General features: G+C 40.2%; 15 protein-coding genes and 1 rRNA gene. 3 read left to right on the top strand and 13 right to left on the bottom strand.

Going from position 1 to position 17,592, the window contains the following annotated elements:
* Positions 1-15: 15 nt before the first annotated feature.
* The 5 genes from GWJ01_RS01270 to pepQ form a co-directional block, all read right to left on the bottom strand.
* Positions 16-1,558: ribosomal RNA gene (locus tag GWJ01_RS01270) — 16S ribosomal RNA — on the bottom strand.
* A gap of 419 nt (positions 1,559-1,977) precedes the next feature.
* Positions 1,978-2,508 (bottom strand): menaquinone-dependent protoporphyrinogen IX dehydrogenase, encoded by a 531-nt coding sequence (gene hemG, locus GWJ01_RS01275; RefSeq protein ID WP_161710605.1) that lies wholly within the window; start codon positions 2,506-2,508, stop codon positions 1,978-1,980.
* A 20-nt stretch (positions 2,509-2,528) separates the two neighbouring features.
* Positions 2,529-3,980, bottom strand: a complete 1,452-nt coding sequence (gene trkH, locus GWJ01_RS01280) for a Trk system potassium transporter TrkH (RefSeq protein WP_109394548.1) — start codon at positions 3,978-3,980, stop codon at positions 2,529-2,531.
* Positions 3,981-4,005: 25 nt separating this feature from the next.
* A complete protein-coding gene (locus GWJ01_RS01285) occupies positions 4,006-4,626 on the bottom strand; it encodes an IMPACT family protein (RefSeq protein WP_161710606.1) in 621 nt (206 codons plus the stop codon).
* On the bottom strand, positions 4,626-5,960 hold the full coding sequence (pepQ, locus tag GWJ01_RS01290) for a Xaa-Pro dipeptidase (protein WP_109401907.1): 1,335 nt from the start codon (positions 5,958-5,960) through the stop codon (positions 4,626-4,628). Before pepQ ends, GWJ01_RS01285 begins: the two co-directional genes overlap by 1 nt.
* Positions 5,961-6,227: 267 nt before the next feature.
* Between pepQ and fadB the strand changes: the two genes are divergently transcribed.
* Positions 6,228-8,408, top strand: coding sequence for a fatty acid oxidation complex subunit alpha FadB (gene fadB, locus GWJ01_RS01295; protein ID WP_109401908.1), 2,181 nt, complete (start codon positions 6,228-6,230; stop codon positions 8,406-8,408).
* 11 nt (positions 8,409-8,419) lie between these two features.
* A complete protein-coding gene (fadA, locus tag GWJ01_RS01300; RefSeq protein ID WP_161710607.1) occupies positions 8,420-9,583 on the top strand; it encodes an acetyl-CoA C-acyltransferase FadA in 1,164 nt (387 codons plus the stop codon).
* Between the two features lie 142 nt (positions 9,584-9,725).
* Here the strand turns inward: fadA and fre are convergent, their stop codons facing one another.
* From fre to pepE, 3 genes are all read right to left on the bottom strand, one after another.
* A complete protein-coding gene (gene fre / locus GWJ01_RS01305) occupies positions 9,726-10,427 on the bottom strand; it encodes an NAD(P)H-flavin reductase (RefSeq protein WP_109394558.1) in 702 nt (233 codons plus the stop codon).
* A 15-nt stretch (positions 10,428-10,442) separates the two neighbouring features.
* Positions 10,443-11,912: a 4-hydroxy-3-polyprenylbenzoate decarboxylase gene (gene ubiD / locus GWJ01_RS01310; protein WP_109401910.1), complete on the bottom strand. Its 1,470-nt coding sequence runs from the start codon at positions 11,910-11,912 to the stop codon at positions 10,443-10,445.
* Between the two features lie 120 nt (positions 11,913-12,032).
* Positions 12,033-12,758 carry a dipeptidase PepE gene (gene pepE / locus GWJ01_RS01315; RefSeq protein ID WP_023583493.1) on the bottom strand — a complete coding sequence of 242 codons (726 nt, stop codon included), beginning with the start codon at positions 12,756-12,758 and terminating at the stop codon, positions 12,033-12,035.
* A 288-nt stretch (positions 12,759-13,046) separates the two neighbouring features.
* Between pepE and rfaH the strand changes: the two genes are divergently transcribed.
* Complete coding sequence (gene rfaH / locus GWJ01_RS01320; RefSeq protein WP_109401911.1) at positions 13,047-13,547, top strand: transcription/translation regulatory transformer protein RfaH; 501 nt, start codon at positions 13,047-13,049, stop codon at positions 13,545-13,547.
* Positions 13,548-13,609: 62 nt separating this feature from the next.
* On the opposite strand, the gene tatC is transcribed toward rfaH, so the two are convergent.
* The 5 genes from tatC to GWJ01_RS01345 form a co-directional block, all read right to left on the bottom strand.
* Positions 13,610-14,395, bottom strand: a complete 786-nt coding sequence (gene tatC / locus GWJ01_RS01325) for a Sec-independent protein translocase subunit TatC (protein WP_109401912.1) — start codon at positions 14,393-14,395, stop codon at positions 13,610-13,612.
* A 3-nt stretch (positions 14,396-14,398) separates the two neighbouring features.
* On the bottom strand, positions 14,399-14,914 hold the full coding sequence (gene tatB / locus GWJ01_RS01330; protein ID WP_109394564.1) for a Sec-independent protein translocase protein TatB: 516 nt from the start codon (positions 14,912-14,914) through the stop codon (positions 14,399-14,401).
* A gap of 3 nt (positions 14,915-14,917) precedes the next feature.
* Positions 14,918-15,187: a twin-arginine translocase TatA/TatE family subunit gene (gene tatA, locus GWJ01_RS01335; protein WP_006535549.1), complete on the bottom strand. Its 270-nt coding sequence runs from the start codon at positions 15,185-15,187 to the stop codon at positions 14,918-14,920.
* 125 nt (positions 15,188-15,312) lie between these two features.
* Entirely contained in the window at positions 15,313-16,950 is a 1,638-nt protein-coding gene (gene ubiB / locus GWJ01_RS01340; RefSeq protein WP_023583497.1) for a ubiquinone biosynthesis regulatory protein kinase UbiB, read from the bottom strand.
* On the bottom strand, positions 16,950-17,591 hold the full coding sequence (locus GWJ01_RS01345) for a ubiquinone biosynthesis accessory factor UbiJ (RefSeq protein WP_075672295.1): 642 nt from the start codon (positions 17,589-17,591) through the stop codon (positions 16,950-16,952). Before GWJ01_RS01345 ends, ubiB begins: the two co-directional genes overlap by 1 nt.
* Between the last annotated feature and the right edge of the window lies 1 nt (position 17,592).

Raw genomic sequence — 17,592 nt, forward strand, 5'->3', positions numbered from 1 at the left:
CACGTATCTCTTAGGTAAGGAGGTGATCCAACCGCAGGTTCCCCTACGGTTACCTTGTTACGACTTCACCCCAGTCATGAATCACAAAGTGGTAAGCGCCCTCCCGAAGGTTAAGCTACCTACTTCTTTTGCAACCCACTCCCATGGTGTGACGGGCGGTGTGTACAAGGCCCGGGAACGTATTCACCGTAGCATTCTGATCTACGATTACTAGCGATTCCGACTTCATGGAGTCGAGTTGCAGACTCCAATCCGGACTACGACAGACTTTATGAGTTCCGCTTGCTCTCGCGAGGTCGCTTCTCTTTGTATCTGCCATTGTAGCACGTGTGTAGCCCTACTCGTAAGGGCCATGATGACTTGACGTCATCCCCACCTTCCTCCGGTTTATCACCGGCAGTCTCCTTTGAGTTCCCGCCATTATGCGCTGGCAACAAAGGATAAGGGTTGCGCTCGTTGCGGGACTTAACCCAACATTTCACAACACGAGCTGACGACAGCCATGCAGCACCTGTCTCAGAGTTCCCGAAGGCACTCCTCTATCTCTAAAGGATTCTCTGGATGTCAAGAGTAGGTAAGGTTCTTCGCGTTGCATCGAATTAAACCACATGCTCCACCGCTTGTGCGGGCCCCCGTCAATTCATTTGAGTTTTAACCTTGCGGCCGTACTCCCCAGGCGGTCGATTTAACGCGTTAGCTCCAGAAGCCACGGTTCAAGACCACAACCTCTAAATCGACATCGTTTACAGCGTGGACTACCAGGGTATCTAATCCTGTTTGCTCCCCACGCTTTCGCACCTGAGCGTCAGTCTTTGTCCAGGGGGCCGCCTTCGCCACCGGTATTCCTCCACATCTCTACGCATTTCACCGCTACACGTGGAATTCTACCCCCCTCTACAAGACTCTAGCCAACCAGTTTCAGATGCAATTCCCAAGTTAAGCTCGGGGCTTTCACATCTGACTTAATTGACCGCCTGCGTGCGCTTTACGCCCAGTAATTCCGATTAACGCTTGCACCCTCCGTATTACCGCGGCTGCTGGCACGGAGTTAGCCGGTGCTTCTTCTGCGGGTAACGTCAATTGCTAAGAGTATTAATCTTAACACCTTCCTCCCCGCTGAAAGTACTTTACAACCCTAAGGCCTTCTTCATACACGCGGCATGGCTGCATCAGGCTTGCGCCCATTGTGCAATATTCCCCACTGCTGCCTCCCGTAGGAGTCTGGGCCGTGTCTCAGTCCCAGTGTGGCTGATCATCCTCTCAGACCAGCTAGAGATCGTCGCCTAGGTGAGCCATTACCCCACCTACTAGCTAATCCCATATGGGTTCATCCGATAGCGCAAGGTCCGAAGAGCCCCTGCTTTGGTCCGTAGACGTCATGCGGTATTAGCCACCGTTTCCAGTAGTTATCCCCCTCTATCGGGCAGATCCCCATACATTACTCACCCGTCCGCCGCTCGTCAGCAAGAAAGCAAGCTTTCTCCTGTTACCGCTCGACTTGCATGTGTTAGGCCTGCCGCCAGCGTTCAATCTGAGCCATGATCAAACTCTTCAATTAAAAGTGTTTGATGCTCAAAGAAATCGAAAACTTAGCTATTCATAAATGAATTTACTTTTGTTGTTCACTCTTCAAGACTTGATACATCTAATATTTTAGAAGATATCGTCTCTGCGAGTGCCCACACAGATTGTCTGATAATTTGTTAAAGAGCAGTGCAACATTCGCTGCCGTTTCCGGTCTTCTGCGTTGTTGCGAGGAGGCGTATATTACGTTATTCCTCTGAAGAGTCAAGAGTTTCTTCAAACTTTTTTCTTTTCTCTTCGCTATCCTTCGTGGCTGTTGTCAGCTCATCGTCGGTCAGTGGATGCGCATTATAGGGAGTTCCCGGATTAGCGCAAGTGTTTTTTTTAAAATAATTTTCTGTTCGTTCAAAACTCCAACAAGACGTATAAAAACCCCACAGTAAAGTTTAAATATCACTCAATTTTGGCAAAATACGTCGCAAATTCGCTTACTTTATTCCAATCCGTATATTCAATTTCTTTTGTTGGATCAGTTTCGCCTTTAGTCATCTTCATAATTAACTGGATCATGACTCTATCAATCCATTTATAACGAGGATAATAAAGAGCACCGGCAAATACACCTGTTAAGGTTGGCTTCCAAGGCGTCTTATCTAAGAACTTACGTATATAGGAATTAGTCTCTGGTGTATTCTTCTCAGCTTTTCTTGCCGTAAGATTAACGCCAAAGAATGCTGACGGCATATTATTTAACAGTGTAAGATGGCGAGTAATAAATTTATCGAGGGCTTTATTAAAATAACCATAGCGGACAGAAGCGCCGACTAAGACTTTACTATAAGCAGACAAATTTAAACTCTGCTGAACAGAGGTTAAATCTCTCACATCACATTCATGACCATGTTGCCTTAATTCATTCGCAATTTGCATCATTATCTTTTTAGTTTGACCATCGGTACTACAATACAGCAATAGTGCGCTCATACATTACTCCTTGTATTAGGTTAATCACGCCAAAACGTTGGGGTAAATAAAACCAATAGTGTGAAAACTTCTAGTCGTCCAAATAGCATTGTCACGACAAGTATCCATTTTGCAGCTGGATTCATTGTCGTGAAGTTGTCAGCGACAATACCTAATCCAGGGCCAAGATTATTTAATGTGGTTGCAATAGCAGAAAATGCAGAAAATTCATCAACACCTGTCGCTATCAACAACATTAAGCTAATAATAAATACCAACGCATAAGCAGAGAAGAATCCCCACACGGCTTCAATAATACGTTCAGGTAATGCTCGATGACCAAGTTTGATGGTATAAACCGCATTGGGGTGAACAAGACGTTTTAATTCACGATTCCCTTGTAGGAATAAAAGCAAGATACGAATGACTTTCAGCCCCCCACCCGTTGATCCTGCACAGCCACCAATAAATGCCGAGCATAATAATAGAAGAGGTAAAAATGCAGGCCATTGTGCAAAGCTATCCGTGGCAAAACCTGCCGTTGTCGCCATAGAGACAACTTGGAAAAAAGCCTGATTTATAGTTATCCACCCTGTGTCATATACAGAATAAAGCCATAGAATACCGCTACAGATAATGACTAATCCTAATTGAATTGAGATAAACATACGAAATTCAGGATCACGCCAATAGATATTTAAGCTTCTTCCCGTTAATACGGCAAAGTGCAAACCAAAGTTACAACCAGAGATCAAAAGGAATATACCAATAATGATATTAATGGTTGGGCTGTTAAAATAACCGATACTGGCATCGTGAGTAGAAAACCCACCAATTGCAATAGTTGAAAAGCTATGAGAAATAGCATCAAACACATCCATACCTGCAATCCATAATGCTAAGGCACAAATGATGGTTAATAAGACATAGATAAGCCAAAGTGCTTTCGCTGTTTCTGCAATTCGAGGGCGCATTTTATTATCTTTCAATGGCCCTGGCATTTCTGCGCGATATAACTGCATGCCCCCAACACCTAAAAGTGGAAGAATAGCGACAGCTAATACAATGATCCCCATCCCGCCTAACCATTGGAGCATTTGGCGGTAAAACAAAATAGCTTTAGGTAATGAATCTAGCCCCACAAGCGTCGTGGCACCAGTCGTAGTCAGTCCAGAGAAAGACTCAAAAAAGGCATCAGTAATAGAAAGGTGAGGTTGTTCAGAAAAGATAAACGGCAATGCCCCTACACTACCCAGTACCGTCCAAAATAAGACAACAATAAGAAAGCCTTCTTTAGGCTTAAGCTCACTTTTTTTCTGTCGATTGGGGATCCACAGCATTAATCCAATGATCAATGCAACAATAAATGTTTGGCTAAATGCACGCCCTGCACCATCTCGATATATTAATGCGACAATACCGGGAATGATCATCGTGACAGAAAATAAGATAACAAGCAGTCCGACAATACGGGTTATTGAACGAAAATGCATTTAGCGATTTCCTTGGTAGCAAAGATTATTCATTTTTATCTAACGGGATTAATTGCATACTGCCACGACTTATATCTCGTAGTTTAACTTCAACTTCACCGCTATGCACAGCAGGCAATGAAAGTATAAAAGTGACTTTATCAGTATATTCACTTGAAAGTACTTGCCCATGATATTGTTCAACGACTTGTTCAAGTAATGAAACAAGTGAATATTCACACGCTACACAAAAACGCAACTGTGGCACTTTCGTTTTTGTTGGCAAAAGCTTTAATGCTTGTTGAACGCCACTGCCATAAGCCCTAACTAACCCGCCGGTTCCTAATTTGATCCCACCGAAATACCGAACAACCACTGCGGTAACCTCTCCCACTTCACTCCCTAAAAGGGGTGCAAGAATAGGTTTTCCCGCAGTACCTGTTGGCTCACCATCATCAGAAAAACCTAACTGTTGTGAGTCATCGGGTCTTCCTGCAACAAAAGCCCAACAGTGGTGTCGGGCATCAGGAAATTGCTCTTTAATAGACTGGATATAAGCTTTTGCTGCATCAATACCTTCAGTGTGAGCAATAAATGTAATAAAACGACTCTTCTTTATTTCTTCACTGAATTCTACGGTTTCAGCGGGGATCAAATATGCTTTCATCAGGCTAAGTGTAAATCTCTGGTCATATTTTCAATTTTGTTATCGTGGATAATAATATTATCTTCAATACGAATACCACCAAATGGTTTGAAATGTTCAATCAGTTTCCAATTGAAATGAGTACTGTATTTCCCTTCTTTCCAAGGCGCTAGCAGAGAGTCGATAAAGTAAAACCCAGGTTCAATTGTTAATACCATGCTCGGTTCAACAATACGTGTGCAACGTAAAAATGGATACATTGCAGGAGCTGCTAAATGGGTTCCTTTATCATCTTGCATAAAACCAGCCGCATCATGAACTTGCAGACCTAAAGCGTGCCCTAAACCATGAGGTAAAAATGGTGTAGTTAATCCAGCGCTCACCATCTCTTCTTCACTAACACCTTTAACAATGCCGTACTTATTAAGTAATCCAGCAATACGTTGATGCATTTGAACATGATATTCAGTATAACGCACACCTGCTTTCATCGTTGCAATCAACGCTTGTTGTGCATCATTCATATCTTTAACTAAAGAAGTAAATTCATGATTTTCTTTTGCGCTATAAGTACGAGTGATATCGGCTGCGTAACCATTATACTCTGCCCCCGCATCAATAAGGAAACTACGATATTCATCTGGTGATTCATGATCTAACTTTGTGTAATGCAAAACAGCAGCGTGTTCATTTAAGGCGACAATATTGCCATAAGGTACATCGATATCACGATGACCTGTTGCCATTAAATACGCCATATTAATATCAAACTCACTTAATCCAGCTTGGAATGCTTCGCGAGCAGCAATATGTCCGTTGACGGCCATTTTTTGTGCTTCACGCATACAAGCTAATTCATAACCTGTTTTATAGGCACGATAGTAATGATAATAATTAAGAAGAGATTGATTGTTGATATTATCAATACTCACACCTAATGATTCTGCTCGCTGCGTATTTGGGCCAATATAAGCAGTATTTTTATTAATATAAGGTGCAAGCTCTTTTTGAATATCATCAACATTTTTAAGATGAATTAACTCAATTTCATGAGTCCAATAGCTATTTGGTAAAGCTTCAACACTGTGCCAATAGTCAACTGGGGAATAGAACCATAATTTAGGTTTATTAACACCATCCGCTAATAACCAGCAATGTGGTACATCGGTCACAGGTACCCATGCTTTAAAATGCGCATTCACTTTAAAAGGATAATCACTGTCATCAAGGAAAACTCGAATAGGTTCACCAGAATGAATTAATACAGAATCAAGATGGTGTCTGGATAAAGCATCACGAGTACGATTTTGTAGAGTTTTGATATGTTCTTGGTACAGAGAGAGCAATTTTTCCATTATTAATTACCTTATCTTATTCATTGTTAATGATTCAGCTTAACACGCCAACTCTTTTAGTGGCTAACCCCATAACAAAAATAGATTATTACCGATTTATCTCCCTTCTTTTTAACAAACTAAGCAACAACATAAAATTCAATAAGTTGAATAATTTCACTGTGATCACCCTTGCAGTTTTTTAATCAAATATTTGCATTTATTTAACATAGTATTCACACTCTTAATATCTGGTCATACCAGTCTATATATTTAGGGAGAATACAAATGCTCTATCAAAGCGAAAATATTCAAGCCGATTGGGTGAAACAAGGTATTGTTGAACTCATTTTTAACGCCAAAGGTTCTATTAATAAATTAGATACCAAAACGGTTGCGATGCTAAACGAGGCTTTAACGGTATTAGAAGTAATACCAGGCCTAAAAGGCGTTATCTTGCGTTCAGAAAAACCGGCTTTTATTGTCGGTGCTGATATTACTGAGTTTTTATCCCTTTTTGATGCCCCTGAAGAAGAATTATCTCAGTGGCTACATTTCTCTAATCAGATTTTTAGTCGACTTGAAGACTTACCTGTTCCTACCGTTTCCGCGATTAATGGCTATGCACTTGGCGGTGGCTGCGAGTGCGTACTTGCTACTGATTTTCGTATTGCTTCTCCTGATTTACGTATCGGTTTACCAGAAACGAAACTTGGGATCATGCCGGGCTTTGGTGGTTCCGTACGCCTTCCTCGTTTGATTGGTGTTGATAACGCATTAGAAATTATTACTGCGGGTAAAGATGTTGATGCTCAAACAGCACTTCAAAATGGATTAATCCAAGCAATTGTTCCTCTAGAAAATTTAAAAGAAAGTGCTATTTCATTAATTGAGCAAGCAATTGAAGGCAAAATTGATTGGAAAGCGGCACGTCATCCAAAAATAGCACCATTAAGGCTAACAGAACTTGAACATAAAATGTCTTTCAGTGTAGCTAAAGGTATGGTGATGAAAGTGGCTGGCCCTCACTATCCTGCACCTATCACCGCTGTAAAAACTATTGAAAAAGCAGCCTTCCTAAATAGAGATGAGGCACTGGCTCTCGAAACTGAAAACTTTGTTAAGCTCACACGCACTGATGTTGCAAAAGCCTTAGTCGGTATTTTCCTTAATGATCAGTACGTCAAAAATATCACGAAAAAACGTCATGCCGAATTACCTAAACAGGCCGCCGTATTAGGTGCTGGGATCATGGGAGGAGGAATATCCTATCAATCAGCCTTAAAAGGTATTCCTGTTGTAATGAAAGACATTAACCCCAAATCCCTTGAATTGGGTATGAATGAAGCGTTAAGCCTGTTACAAAAACGCCAAGAAAAAGGCCGAATGAGTGCCGTAGATATGGCGAAAACTCTCGCCTCTATTCAACCAACACTAAATTATGCCTCTGTTAGTGATGCGGATGTTGTTGTCGAAGCAGTTGTTGAAAATCCCAAAGTAAAGGCAACTGTGCTTGCAGAAACAGAAGCACTATTAGCTGATAACGCGATCCTTGCTTCCAATACTTCAACCATTCCCATTTCATTACTCGCAAAATCCTTAAAGCGTCCTGAGAATTTCTGTGGAATGCACTTCTTTAACCCTGTTCATCGCATGCCATTAGTTGAAATTATTAAAGGCGAAAAAACCAGTGAAGAAACCATTAATCGGATTGTCAGTTACGCCAGTAAAATGGGCAAAACACCGATTATTGTTAATGATTGTCCCGGCTTTTTTGTAAACCGAGTTCTCTTTCCTTACTTTGCAGGATTCTCTCTCTTACTAAGAGATGGTGCTGATTTTATTGCTGTTGATAAAGTGATGGAAAAGATATTTGGCTGGCCTATGGGACCTGCATACCTACTTGATGTTGTTGGTATTGATACGGCAAATCACGCTCAAGCCGTAATGGCTCAAGGTTTCCCTGATAGAATGGGCGCAATTGAGCGAGATACGATTGCCCTTTTATATGAGCAACAGCGATATGGCCAGAAAAATAATCATGGTTTCTATAATTACTCTGTTGATAAACGAGGTAAAAAACAGAAATCGGTTGATGGTCAAATTCAAACACTTATCCAACAAAATGCAGGCAAAACGCAAGAGTTTAGCCAAGACGCAATTATCGCTCGCATGATGATCCCAATGATCAATGAAGTTATCCGTTGTTTAGATGAAGGTATTATTGCCTCACCAGCAGAAGCCGATATTGCTTTAGTTTATGGTTTAGGCTTCCCTCCTTTCCGCGGTGGTGTATTCCGTTACCTTGATACTGTTGGATTAGCGCAATTTGTTGCAGATGCACAGCAATACGCATCATTAGGGCCACTTTATCAAATCCCTGAAAGCTTAAAACAAAAAGCACAACGCAATGAAACCTATTATCCAAAACCCGCAAAAGTAGATGTTAACATCAGAGAACTCGCTTAAGGAGATATGAAATGGAAAAGGTTGTCATAATTGATGGTATTCGTACTCCAATGGGACGCTCAAAAGGCGGTGCATTTCGCCATATCAGAGCGGAAAATCTCTCTGCTCACCTGATGCAAGCACTACTAAAACGTAATCCTAATATTAATCCTAATGATATTGGCGATGTGATTTGGGGTTGCGTACAACAAACTTTAGAGCAAGGTTTTAATATTGCTCGTAATGCGGCGTTATTGGCTGAACTTCCACACAAGATTCCTGCAGTTACAGTTAACCGGTTATGTGGCTCATCAATGCAAGCACTCCATGATGGTGCACGCCAAATTATGTTGGGTGATAGTCAAGTAGCATTAATCGGTGGTGTTGAGCATATGGGTCATGTACCAATGACTTATAATGCGGATTTTAATCCATCACTTAATCTTTCTGTTGCTAAGGCCTCATTTTCAATGGGATTAACAGCAGAAATGCTAGCAAAATCATTCCAAATTTCACGCGAAGAACAAGATAAATTTGCTTATCGCTCGCACCATTTAGCAGCTCTTGCAACACAGCAAGGCTATTTTGATCATGAAATAGTGGCTATCAATGGCCACGATGCAACGGGTAATTTTATCAATGTAAAAAGTGACGAAGTTATTCGTTATAACCCAAGCCTTGAGGAATTAGCGCAACTTAAGCCTGTATTTGATCCCGCGACTGGTTCTGTCACAGCAGGTAATTCATCTGCGGTCTCTGATGGTGCATCCGCCATGTTTATCACCAGTGAACGTTACGCCAAAGAGCATAATTTAAAACCTCGCGCCGTTATTCGTGCTATGGCAGTGACAGGATGTGATCCAGCAATTATGGGTTACGGCCCTGTTCCTGCAACAGAAATTGCGTTGAAAAAAGCAGGATTAACATTAGGTAATATTGATATTTTTGAACTAAATGAAGCTTTTGCAGCACAATCATTAGCTTGCATGAAGAAGATGAATTTACTCGATAGTATCGATGACAAAATTAATCTAAATGGCGGAGCAATTGCCTTAGGACATCCTTTAGGTTGTTCAGGATCTCGAATAACCACTTCATTATTAAATATTATGGAGCGTAAAGATGCGCAATTTGGCTTAGCCACAATGTGTATTGGATTAGGGCAAGGTATTGCAACGATTATAGAACGTGTTTAACTCGGTATCTGTATATCCACGTTCTTATCGTTAGGAAAGTATTCTTTTCGATTGCATGGTTAAAAACCATTTTCCCGCCGTCAGGGGCGGGTTTTTTTTATGGTTTTAAAAACAAAATCGATAATAACGAGGTAAAACGTTATCAGATAAATTCAAAAGCATCGCTAAATAGGCGTGTTTTATCTGCATTGCGTTCATTACAAAAACGATCTCTGGCGATTTTGGCCATTTCAAATCGTCCTGCGATGTAAATATCATATTCTGATAAATCACCAAAATCTTCGCTTATTGCCGTTAATACTGTACCTTTTCGGCCTCGCCATGCTTCATCAGGTTGTTCAACCACGGGGACAACTGTTAAAGAAGTATACAATTCTGATAATTCTTGTAATTCATTAAGATCATAGAGATGAACGCTTTCTCTTCCGCCCCAATAAATCGTAATAGGTCGCTGTGGATTTTCAGCTAGTGCAGCCAATAAAATTGAGTGGGTATAAGAAAATCCGGTACCGCCAGCAATTAATAATAGAGGCCGTTGACTCTCTTTTTGAAACCACGCATTTCCATGAGGGATATCAATGGTAAGCTGCTGTTTTTCTAATATCACATCAAGCACAGCCATCGCATAAAGATTGAGTTCAGACGCACCAATATGAAGTTCAATAAAGTCTTTATTTTCAGGTATAGATGCAATAGAAAAAGGACGTTTATCACGTTCATCCATAACCGCTAAAAGATATTGCCCAGCCTGAAAATCAAATTCGCCATCGGGTAATAGTCTTACCCGATAAACCGTATCTGTCATCGGCTCAACAAGTGAGACTTTACAATTCAGTATTGCCATGTTGTTCCTCTGTTATTATTTAAGAATATCGAGCTGTTCCCAAATAGTATCGACTCGTTGCTTAACTTCATCTGACATCACAATAGGTCTACCCCATTCTCTATCTGTCTCACCCGGCCATTTGTTGGTAGCATCAAGGCCCATTTTTGATCCTAATCCAGAAACAGGTGAAGCGAAATCGAGATAATCAATAGGTGTATTTTCCATCATAATGGTATCTCTCGCAGGATCCATTCTTGTTGTGATTGCCCAAATCACATCTTTCCAATCTCTTGCATTGACATCATCATCGCAAACAATCACAAATTTGGTGTACATAAATTGCCGTAAATAAGACCAAACTCCCATCATTACGCGTTTAGCATGACCTGCATACTGTTTCTTCATTGTCACAACCGCTAAACGGTAAGAACACCCTTCAGGAGGTAGATAAAAATCTACAATTTCAGGAAACTGTTTTTGTAAAATCGGAACAAGTACTTCATTTAACGCAACACCTAATACTGCGGGTTCATCAGGCGGACGTCCGGTATATGTTGAATGATAAATTGCATCTTTACGGCGTGTTAAATGCGTAATGGTAAACACAGGGAAAGAGTCAATCTCATTATAATATCCTGTGTGGTCACCATATGGTCCTTCTGGGGCTAATTCTCCGGGTTCAATGTAACCTTCAAGAATAATTTCAGCACTTGCTGGTACTTCAAGATCATTTGAAAGACATTTTACAACTTCTGATTTATTACCACGCAATAAACCAGCGAATGCATATTCAGATAAGGTATCTGGCACAGGTGTTACCGCACCTAAAATAGTGGCAGGATCTGCCCCTAATGCTACGGAAACTGGGAACCGTTCGCCGGGGTGTTTTTGGCACCACTCTTGAAAATCTAAAGCACCACCACGATGCGATAACCAGCGCATAATCACTTTATTTTTACCCAGCACTTGCTGACGATAAATGCCTAGGTTTTGGCGCTCTTTCAATGGACCGCGAGTCACCGTTAATCCCCAAGTAATCAAAGGCGCCGCATCTTCAGGCCAACAATGCATAACAGGGATCTTTGTTAAATCAACATCATCACCTGTTAAAACCACCTCCTGACAAGGGGCTTTATTCAAGCGTTTTGTTGGCATATTTAAAACTTGCTTAAATTTAGGTAACTTATCAAAGAGATCACGAAAACCTTTCGGAGGATCAGGCTCTTTTAGAAAAGCTAATAGCTTTCCAACCTCGTGTAGGGCTTTAACATCATCTTGCCCCATCCCCATTGCTACACGCTCTGGTGTACCAAATAAGTTACAAAGCACTGGCATATCAAACCCTTTAGGGTTTTCAAACAACAGCGCTGGCCCACCGGCACGTAAAGTTCTGTCCGCTATTTCGGTCATTTCAAGGTAGGGATCTATTTCATAGGTGATACGTTTTAATTCACCTTTTTCTTCTAATAATGAAAGGAAATCTCTTAAATCGCGGTATTTCATCATAACCTTACGAGCCAGTGAGTGAAAGAAAAGAGGGCCAATGCCCTCTTTGAGACGCTATAAGCTAAACGCATAACTCACTAAAATGCAATGCTTTTTATTTAGTAGCGTTCACTATGGTTATAAACAGCGGAATGGAACCCACTCTGAAAGCAATTTAGTATCAAACTGTTCAGGGAATGTTTTTCCATGTTGGAAGATTTTAAAACCTTCATTTTTAGCGCTGTAATAATGTAATTCTTCACCTTGAATATATAAGTAACTACCTTCACGGATAGCCACAACAATCTCTTCAGGGTTAATGGCGCAAAACTCTGCAATACGCTCATCGCGAGTTTCACCCATATGACCACTGATAGAAGCATCAATATAATGTGGGTTAATTTGAACAGGGAATAAACCTAATGAAGGCATAATAACAGAAGAGCGTACTGGCATATCATTAGTGGTACGAATTGTTGGTGTTGCAACGTTACAACCTGCACTCCAACCAATATAAGGAATATTGCGCTCACGTACCGCACGTTGAATTGGAACAACCAATCCTTTTTCATGCAACATTTGGTTTAATAACCAAGTATTACCACCACTGACTAAAATACATTCTGCATTGTTGATTGCATCAACTTCTGAATCAAAATGTTCAATACAAGTAACTTCAATACCTAACACTTCAGATAAATCACGAGCACGTTGATCATGATCGGAACGAATAACGGCATAGGCAATTAATACAGCAGAACGAATACCGCGTTTTTTAATCATGCTATCGATATTATCTTTTGCATAACTTAACCAACGTGGATCCCCGGCAATTTTTCCGTTACTTAATAAAAAAACTTCCATTACAGAACCTCTTTATAATTATAAACAAAATTCTAAGATAATTATCTTGAAAGCTTTTTCTTGTTTTTACCATCACTTTTTTGTCAACTTGTTACCTCTATCCGAGATCCAATTGAAAGTCACAAAAACAAGCCTTTTTATTGCGTATAAACACGGCTTTTTTGTTCTTTTTTCAGTATAAAACCACGTTACTCTATTTTTTATTTAATCCTTGATAGATACTGTTACCTTAATTATAAATTTGCTATCATCACTTAAATTAAATTTAACTAACCTATTGTCTCTATTATGAAAAACTGGCACTTGCTGTATTGTAAACGAGGGCAAATCCCTCGAGCTATCGAACACTTAGAACGTCAGCAAGTGGGCTGTTTTACACCTATGGTAACCATAGAAAAAGTATTAAGAGGAAAGCGCACTACCGTAACAGAACCGCTTTTCCCTAATTACCTTTTCATTGAGTTTGATCCTGAAGTGATCCATACCACGACCATTAACTCAACGCGTGGGGTAAATTCATTTGTTCGCTTTGGGCAATATCCTGTCACTGTTCCACAAGATGTAATTGACACACTGCAAATACCGCAGCTTTCTTCGCTAATTTATAGTGAAGAAAATGTGCCTCATAGTGGTGACAGTGTGTTAATTACAGATGGTATTTTTCAAGGGATCAAAGCCATATACCAAGAGCCAGATGGTGAGGCCCGTTCAATTTTGCTTTTAAATATATTAAATAGTGAAGTGAAAAAATCGGTGGGAAATAAAGAATTTAAAAAAGAGTCGCTCTAGATAAAGTTAACCCAGCAATTGCTGGGTTAATATCATATTATTTTAGAAAATCGTTTCTAAAATTATTTTTGCTGTTCTGCTTCAGTTTCCGCCTCTGCTTCCTCAAGCTCTTCTTCAGGTGCTCTTCTTCCCTTACCTACATAAAAGTGCGATACCATGACACCGATTTCAAACAGTAAGTACATAGGTATTGCGAGTAAGGTTTGAGAGAAAACATCTGGAGGTGTCAATACCATACCTACGACAAAGGAACCCACAAGAATATAAGGACGTTTTTTCTTTAAAGCATCGGGTGTCGTTACGCCGCTCCAGCACAGTAAAATAATCGCAATAGGTACTTCAAAAGCAGCACCAAACGCCATAAAGAGCGTCATCACGAAGCTAAGATATTTACTGATGTCTGGAATAAAGTTAACCCCTTCAGGGGTTGTATTAACAAAGAAGCCAAATGCAAGAGGGAACACAACAAAATAAGCAAACGCCATACCGAGATAGAATAATACTGTACTTGAAACAAGTAATGGCAGCATTAAGCGACGTTCGTGTTTATACAATGCTGGTGCGATAAAAGCCCATACCTGATAAAGAATAACAGGTACAGAAGCAAAAACGGATACCATGATTGTCAATTTAATCGGAGTCAAAAATGTAGAGGCAACATCTGTCGCACTCATATTTGACCCTTTTGGCAACTTCTCGAGTAATGGAGCCGAGACTAATTGATAGATATCGTTAGAAAAATAAACCAGCGCTAAAAAAACCACAAGAACTGACACCAAGCTATACATCAAACGCTTGCGTAGTTCTATTAAATGGCTGATCAGCGGTTGGGTATCATTTACTGCCATGTTTTAATGCTCACCATTGACCTGATCAGTTGTTTTTTTCTCTAATGTTACTGGTTGAGTAACAGGAACTTCTGTCTTTGTAACACTTTCTGCCACAGGTTTATGGCGATTAGCATCATCATTAACTTCATCAGTTTCAGCAAGTGCGGCTAAATCAGAAGGTGACTGTTCCGTAGAGTCGGTTTTTACAGACTGCTCTTTCGTGGAGTCTGGCGTTGTAGGTGTTTGATAAGTTTGTTTCAAAGACTGTGCAGCCTCTTTTAACTCATCCATGGACGCTTTCAGCTCTGGCGATAGCGTTTGCAAATTCGCTTTCTCTTCAACTTTTTTCAAGCTCTCTTGGAGTTCTTGAAGTTTTAGTTCTTGAGTCAGTTCATTTTGCACATTCGCAGCCAAAGAGCGTAGCGCCCTTACCCAGCCAGCAATTGTTTTTACTGCTACGGGCAAACGTTCTGGCCCCAGAAAAACAAGACCAATCACCATGACCAATAGCAGCTGACTAAAACCAATGTCAAACACGGTTTACACCTGCTCTTTATTTTTGCTCTCAGTTGTAGACTTCTCTTCTGTTGAAGTCTTCTGCGCTAAATTTTTAGTATCAAAATCTGCGTCGTTATTTGTTTTTTCAGCGTTGTTGGTGTCTTTATCTGCAGCTTCGTCACCAATCGCTTTTTTAAAGCCTTTTACTGATGCACCTAAATCTGAGCCCAATGTGCGCAGTTTATTTGTACCAAATAATAAGACAACGATGACAGCGATGATGAGTAATTGCCAAATGCTAATACCGCCCATTTTATGTTCCTCAACTATTTTCGGGGTTATACTTAATAACAGTGCCCATTATATACAACGAATTCAATTTTCGGGAATCCCGAATTCATCTTTTAACTTGCTCAAAGACAAACTTTGATGTGTTTTTATTGTGCATTACCAGATCTAAACCAACCCAAAATCCATGCAAGAAGGCCTAAACTGATAAAAACACTGAATAATGTTTTAAAACCAGAAACAAAAAACAGGCTACCGCATAAAAACAGTGTTGTACCTATACCCAATAAAAATAGAGACTGTCTCTGTTTGACTCTTTGCGAACTTATTTGTTCCGTCAATTTGTCTAGCGTTAACTTCATATTTTTATGTTGCTTCAGACTATCATAAACCAACTCTGGTATCTCTGGCATTTTTTCAATCCAGTAAGGTGCTTTGCTCTTTATACCATTCACTAGTGCCGTGATACCAATCTGACTATGTAACCAATCTTCTAAGAAAGGTTTTGCCGTTTTCCATAAATCCAATTGTGGGTATAGCTGGCGACCCAATCCTTCAACATAAAGCAATGTTTTTTGAAGTAAAACTAACTGCGGTTGTACTTCCATATTGAAACGACGAGCTGTATTGAAAAGGTTAAGTAACACATGCCCAAATGAGATCTCAGAAAGTGGTTTTTCAAAAATAGGCTCACACACAGTACGGATCGCAAATTCAAAATCTTCTACATTGGTATCTGCTGGTACCCAGCCTGAATCAACATGTAACTCTGCAACTTTCCGATAATCGCGGTTAAAAAATGCTAAGAAATTCTCAGCTAAATAGCGTTTATCTTCTTTATTTAATGAGCCAACGATACCGCAATCAATACCGATATAATATGGATTTTCAGGGTGATCATAGCTAATAAACACATTACCAGGATGCATATCAGCATGGAAAAAACTGTCTCTAAACACCTGAGTGAAAAAGACTTTTACACCACGCTCTGCAAGAAGTTTCATATTCGTCTTTTGTGCATTCAACGCTTCAATGTCAGAAACGGGAATACCATAAATACGCTCCATTACCATCACATTTTCATGGCAATAATCTGAATACACTTCAGGAATATACAGCATAGAGCTATTTTCAAAATTACGACGTAATTGAATAGCATTAGCCGCTTCACGCAGTAAATTTAGCTCATCGAGTAATGTTTTTTCGTATTCGCGGATCACCTCTTTTGGTCGTAAACGACGACCATCAGGCAAAAACGGTAATAAATTTGCCAAGCGATACATCAAACGAATATCTGCTTTTATCACTGGTTGAATATCAGGGCGAATAACCTTTAGTACCACTTCTTTGCCGTTTTCTTTTAATTTTGCAGTGTGAACCTGCGCAATAGAGGCTGAAGCCAGTGGAGTTTCATCAAAATCATCAAACCATTGGTCGATAGGGCCACCAAATGAGTTTTCGATATATTGTCGTGCTTTCTTACCATCAAAAGGAGCTACTTTGTCTTGCAATAATGCAAGCTGGTCAGCGATTTGAGGAGGGAAAAGATCACGTCGAGTTGATAACATTTGGCCTAATTTAATCCAAACAGGGCCTAATGTTTGCAATGCGAGTCGTAAGCGTTCACCTAATGGTTTTTCTGGATGTTTATTTTTGATCCAAAATAGTGCTCGGCATCCTAATCTTGCAGGTAAAGTAATTCGGTGTTTAGGAATTAACTCATCAAGCCCATAAGATAAAAATACCTGAATAATATGATAGAGGCGCTTTAACTCACTAAGGAGCATTATTTTTTCTCCAATGTGCCTAACCGTTTTTCCAGCTCGGCTGTTTGCTGTGCAAGTTCTTCTATTTCATCATAAAAATGGACTGTTTCTAATGCACTAGGTGCGGTTTTCCACTCTTCAATTAATGCGTCACGTAAATAATCTTTTTGGTGACTTAAGAGTGAAGAAAATAACTGAACCCCCTTTCCTGCAACAACAGTCAGACTTTGTGCCGCAATATCACCGATATAAGGAGCTAAATATTGCGCGGGGTCCCACTGCGCCATATCCAATAATGCAGACCAATTTTGAACAACCTGCATATCACCATCAATAGTGATATCACCACGGTTAATTAGTTCTGACATTTTTTGACGGTCACGAAGCTTAATCAGGGTTAATAATTTTGTTTTTATCAAACAATCAGTTTCATCATCCCACTGACTTAATACGTCAACTTGTTGTTCACTAAAGACTAAGTAGATGGAACGAGGAAACTCATTGATAGAAAGCGCCAACACTTTGCCCGCAAGACGATTGCGGGCAGGTTTAAGCACATTTTCCTGATATAAAACGTGATTAAGTGCTGTTTCCATTGATGCTGTTAGTAGCGGATACAGTACTTGAGAAGCAATATCATGAGAAAAAGTGGCTTTTTCCATC

The sequence above is a fragment of the Proteus sp. G2618 genome (assembly GCF_009915995.1).
Classification (GTDB): domain Bacteria; phylum Pseudomonadota; class Gammaproteobacteria; order Enterobacterales; family Enterobacteriaceae; genus Proteus; species Proteus terrae.

Bases quoted from the DNA above. Each gene is read 5' to 3' on its own strand.
- hemG (WP_161710605.1), bottom strand. From the start codon at position 2,508: ATGAGCGCACTATTGCTGTATTGTAGTACCGATGGTCAAACTAAAAAG.
- trkH (WP_109394548.1), bottom strand. From the start codon at position 3,980: ATGCATTTTCGTTCAATAACCCGTATTGTCGGACTGCTTGTTATCTTA.
- GWJ01_RS01285 (WP_161710606.1), bottom strand. From the start codon at position 4,626: ATGAAAGCATATTTGATCCCCGCTGAAACCGTAGAATTCAGTGAAGAA.
- pepQ (WP_109401907.1), bottom strand. From the start codon at position 5,960: ATGGAAAAATTGCTCTCTCTGTACCAAGAACATATCAAAACTCTACAA.
- fadB (WP_109401908.1), top strand. From the start codon at position 6,228: ATGCTCTATCAAAGCGAAAATATTCAAGCCGATTGGGTGAAACAAGGT.
- fadA (WP_161710607.1), top strand. From the start codon at position 8,420: ATGGAAAAGGTTGTCATAATTGATGGTATTCGTACTCCAATGGGACGC.
- fre (WP_109394558.1), bottom strand. From the start codon at position 10,427: ATGGCAATACTGAATTGTAAAGTCTCACTTGTTGAGCCGATGACAGAT.
- ubiD (WP_109401910.1), bottom strand. From the start codon at position 11,912: ATGAAATACCGCGATTTAAGAGATTTCCTTTCATTATTAGAAGAAAAA.
- pepE (WP_023583493.1), bottom strand. From the start codon at position 12,758: ATGGAAGTTTTTTTATTAAGTAACGGAAAAATTGCCGGGGATCCACGT.
- rfaH (WP_109401911.1), top strand. From the start codon at position 13,047: ATGAAAAACTGGCACTTGCTGTATTGTAAACGAGGGCAAATCCCTCGA.
- tatC (WP_109401912.1), bottom strand. From the start codon at position 14,395: ATGGCAGTAAATGATACCCAACCGCTGATCAGCCATTTAATAGAACTA.
- tatA (WP_006535549.1), bottom strand. From the start codon at position 15,187: ATGGGCGGTATTAGCATTTGGCAATTACTCATCATCGCTGTCATCGTT.
- ubiB (WP_023583497.1), bottom strand. From the start codon at position 16,950: ATGCTCCTTAGTGAGTTAAAGCGCCTCTATCATATTATTCAGGTATTT.
- GWJ01_RS01345 (WP_075672295.1), bottom strand. From the start codon at position 17,591: ATGGAAAAAGCCACTTTTTCTCATGATATTGCTTCTCAAGTACTGTAT.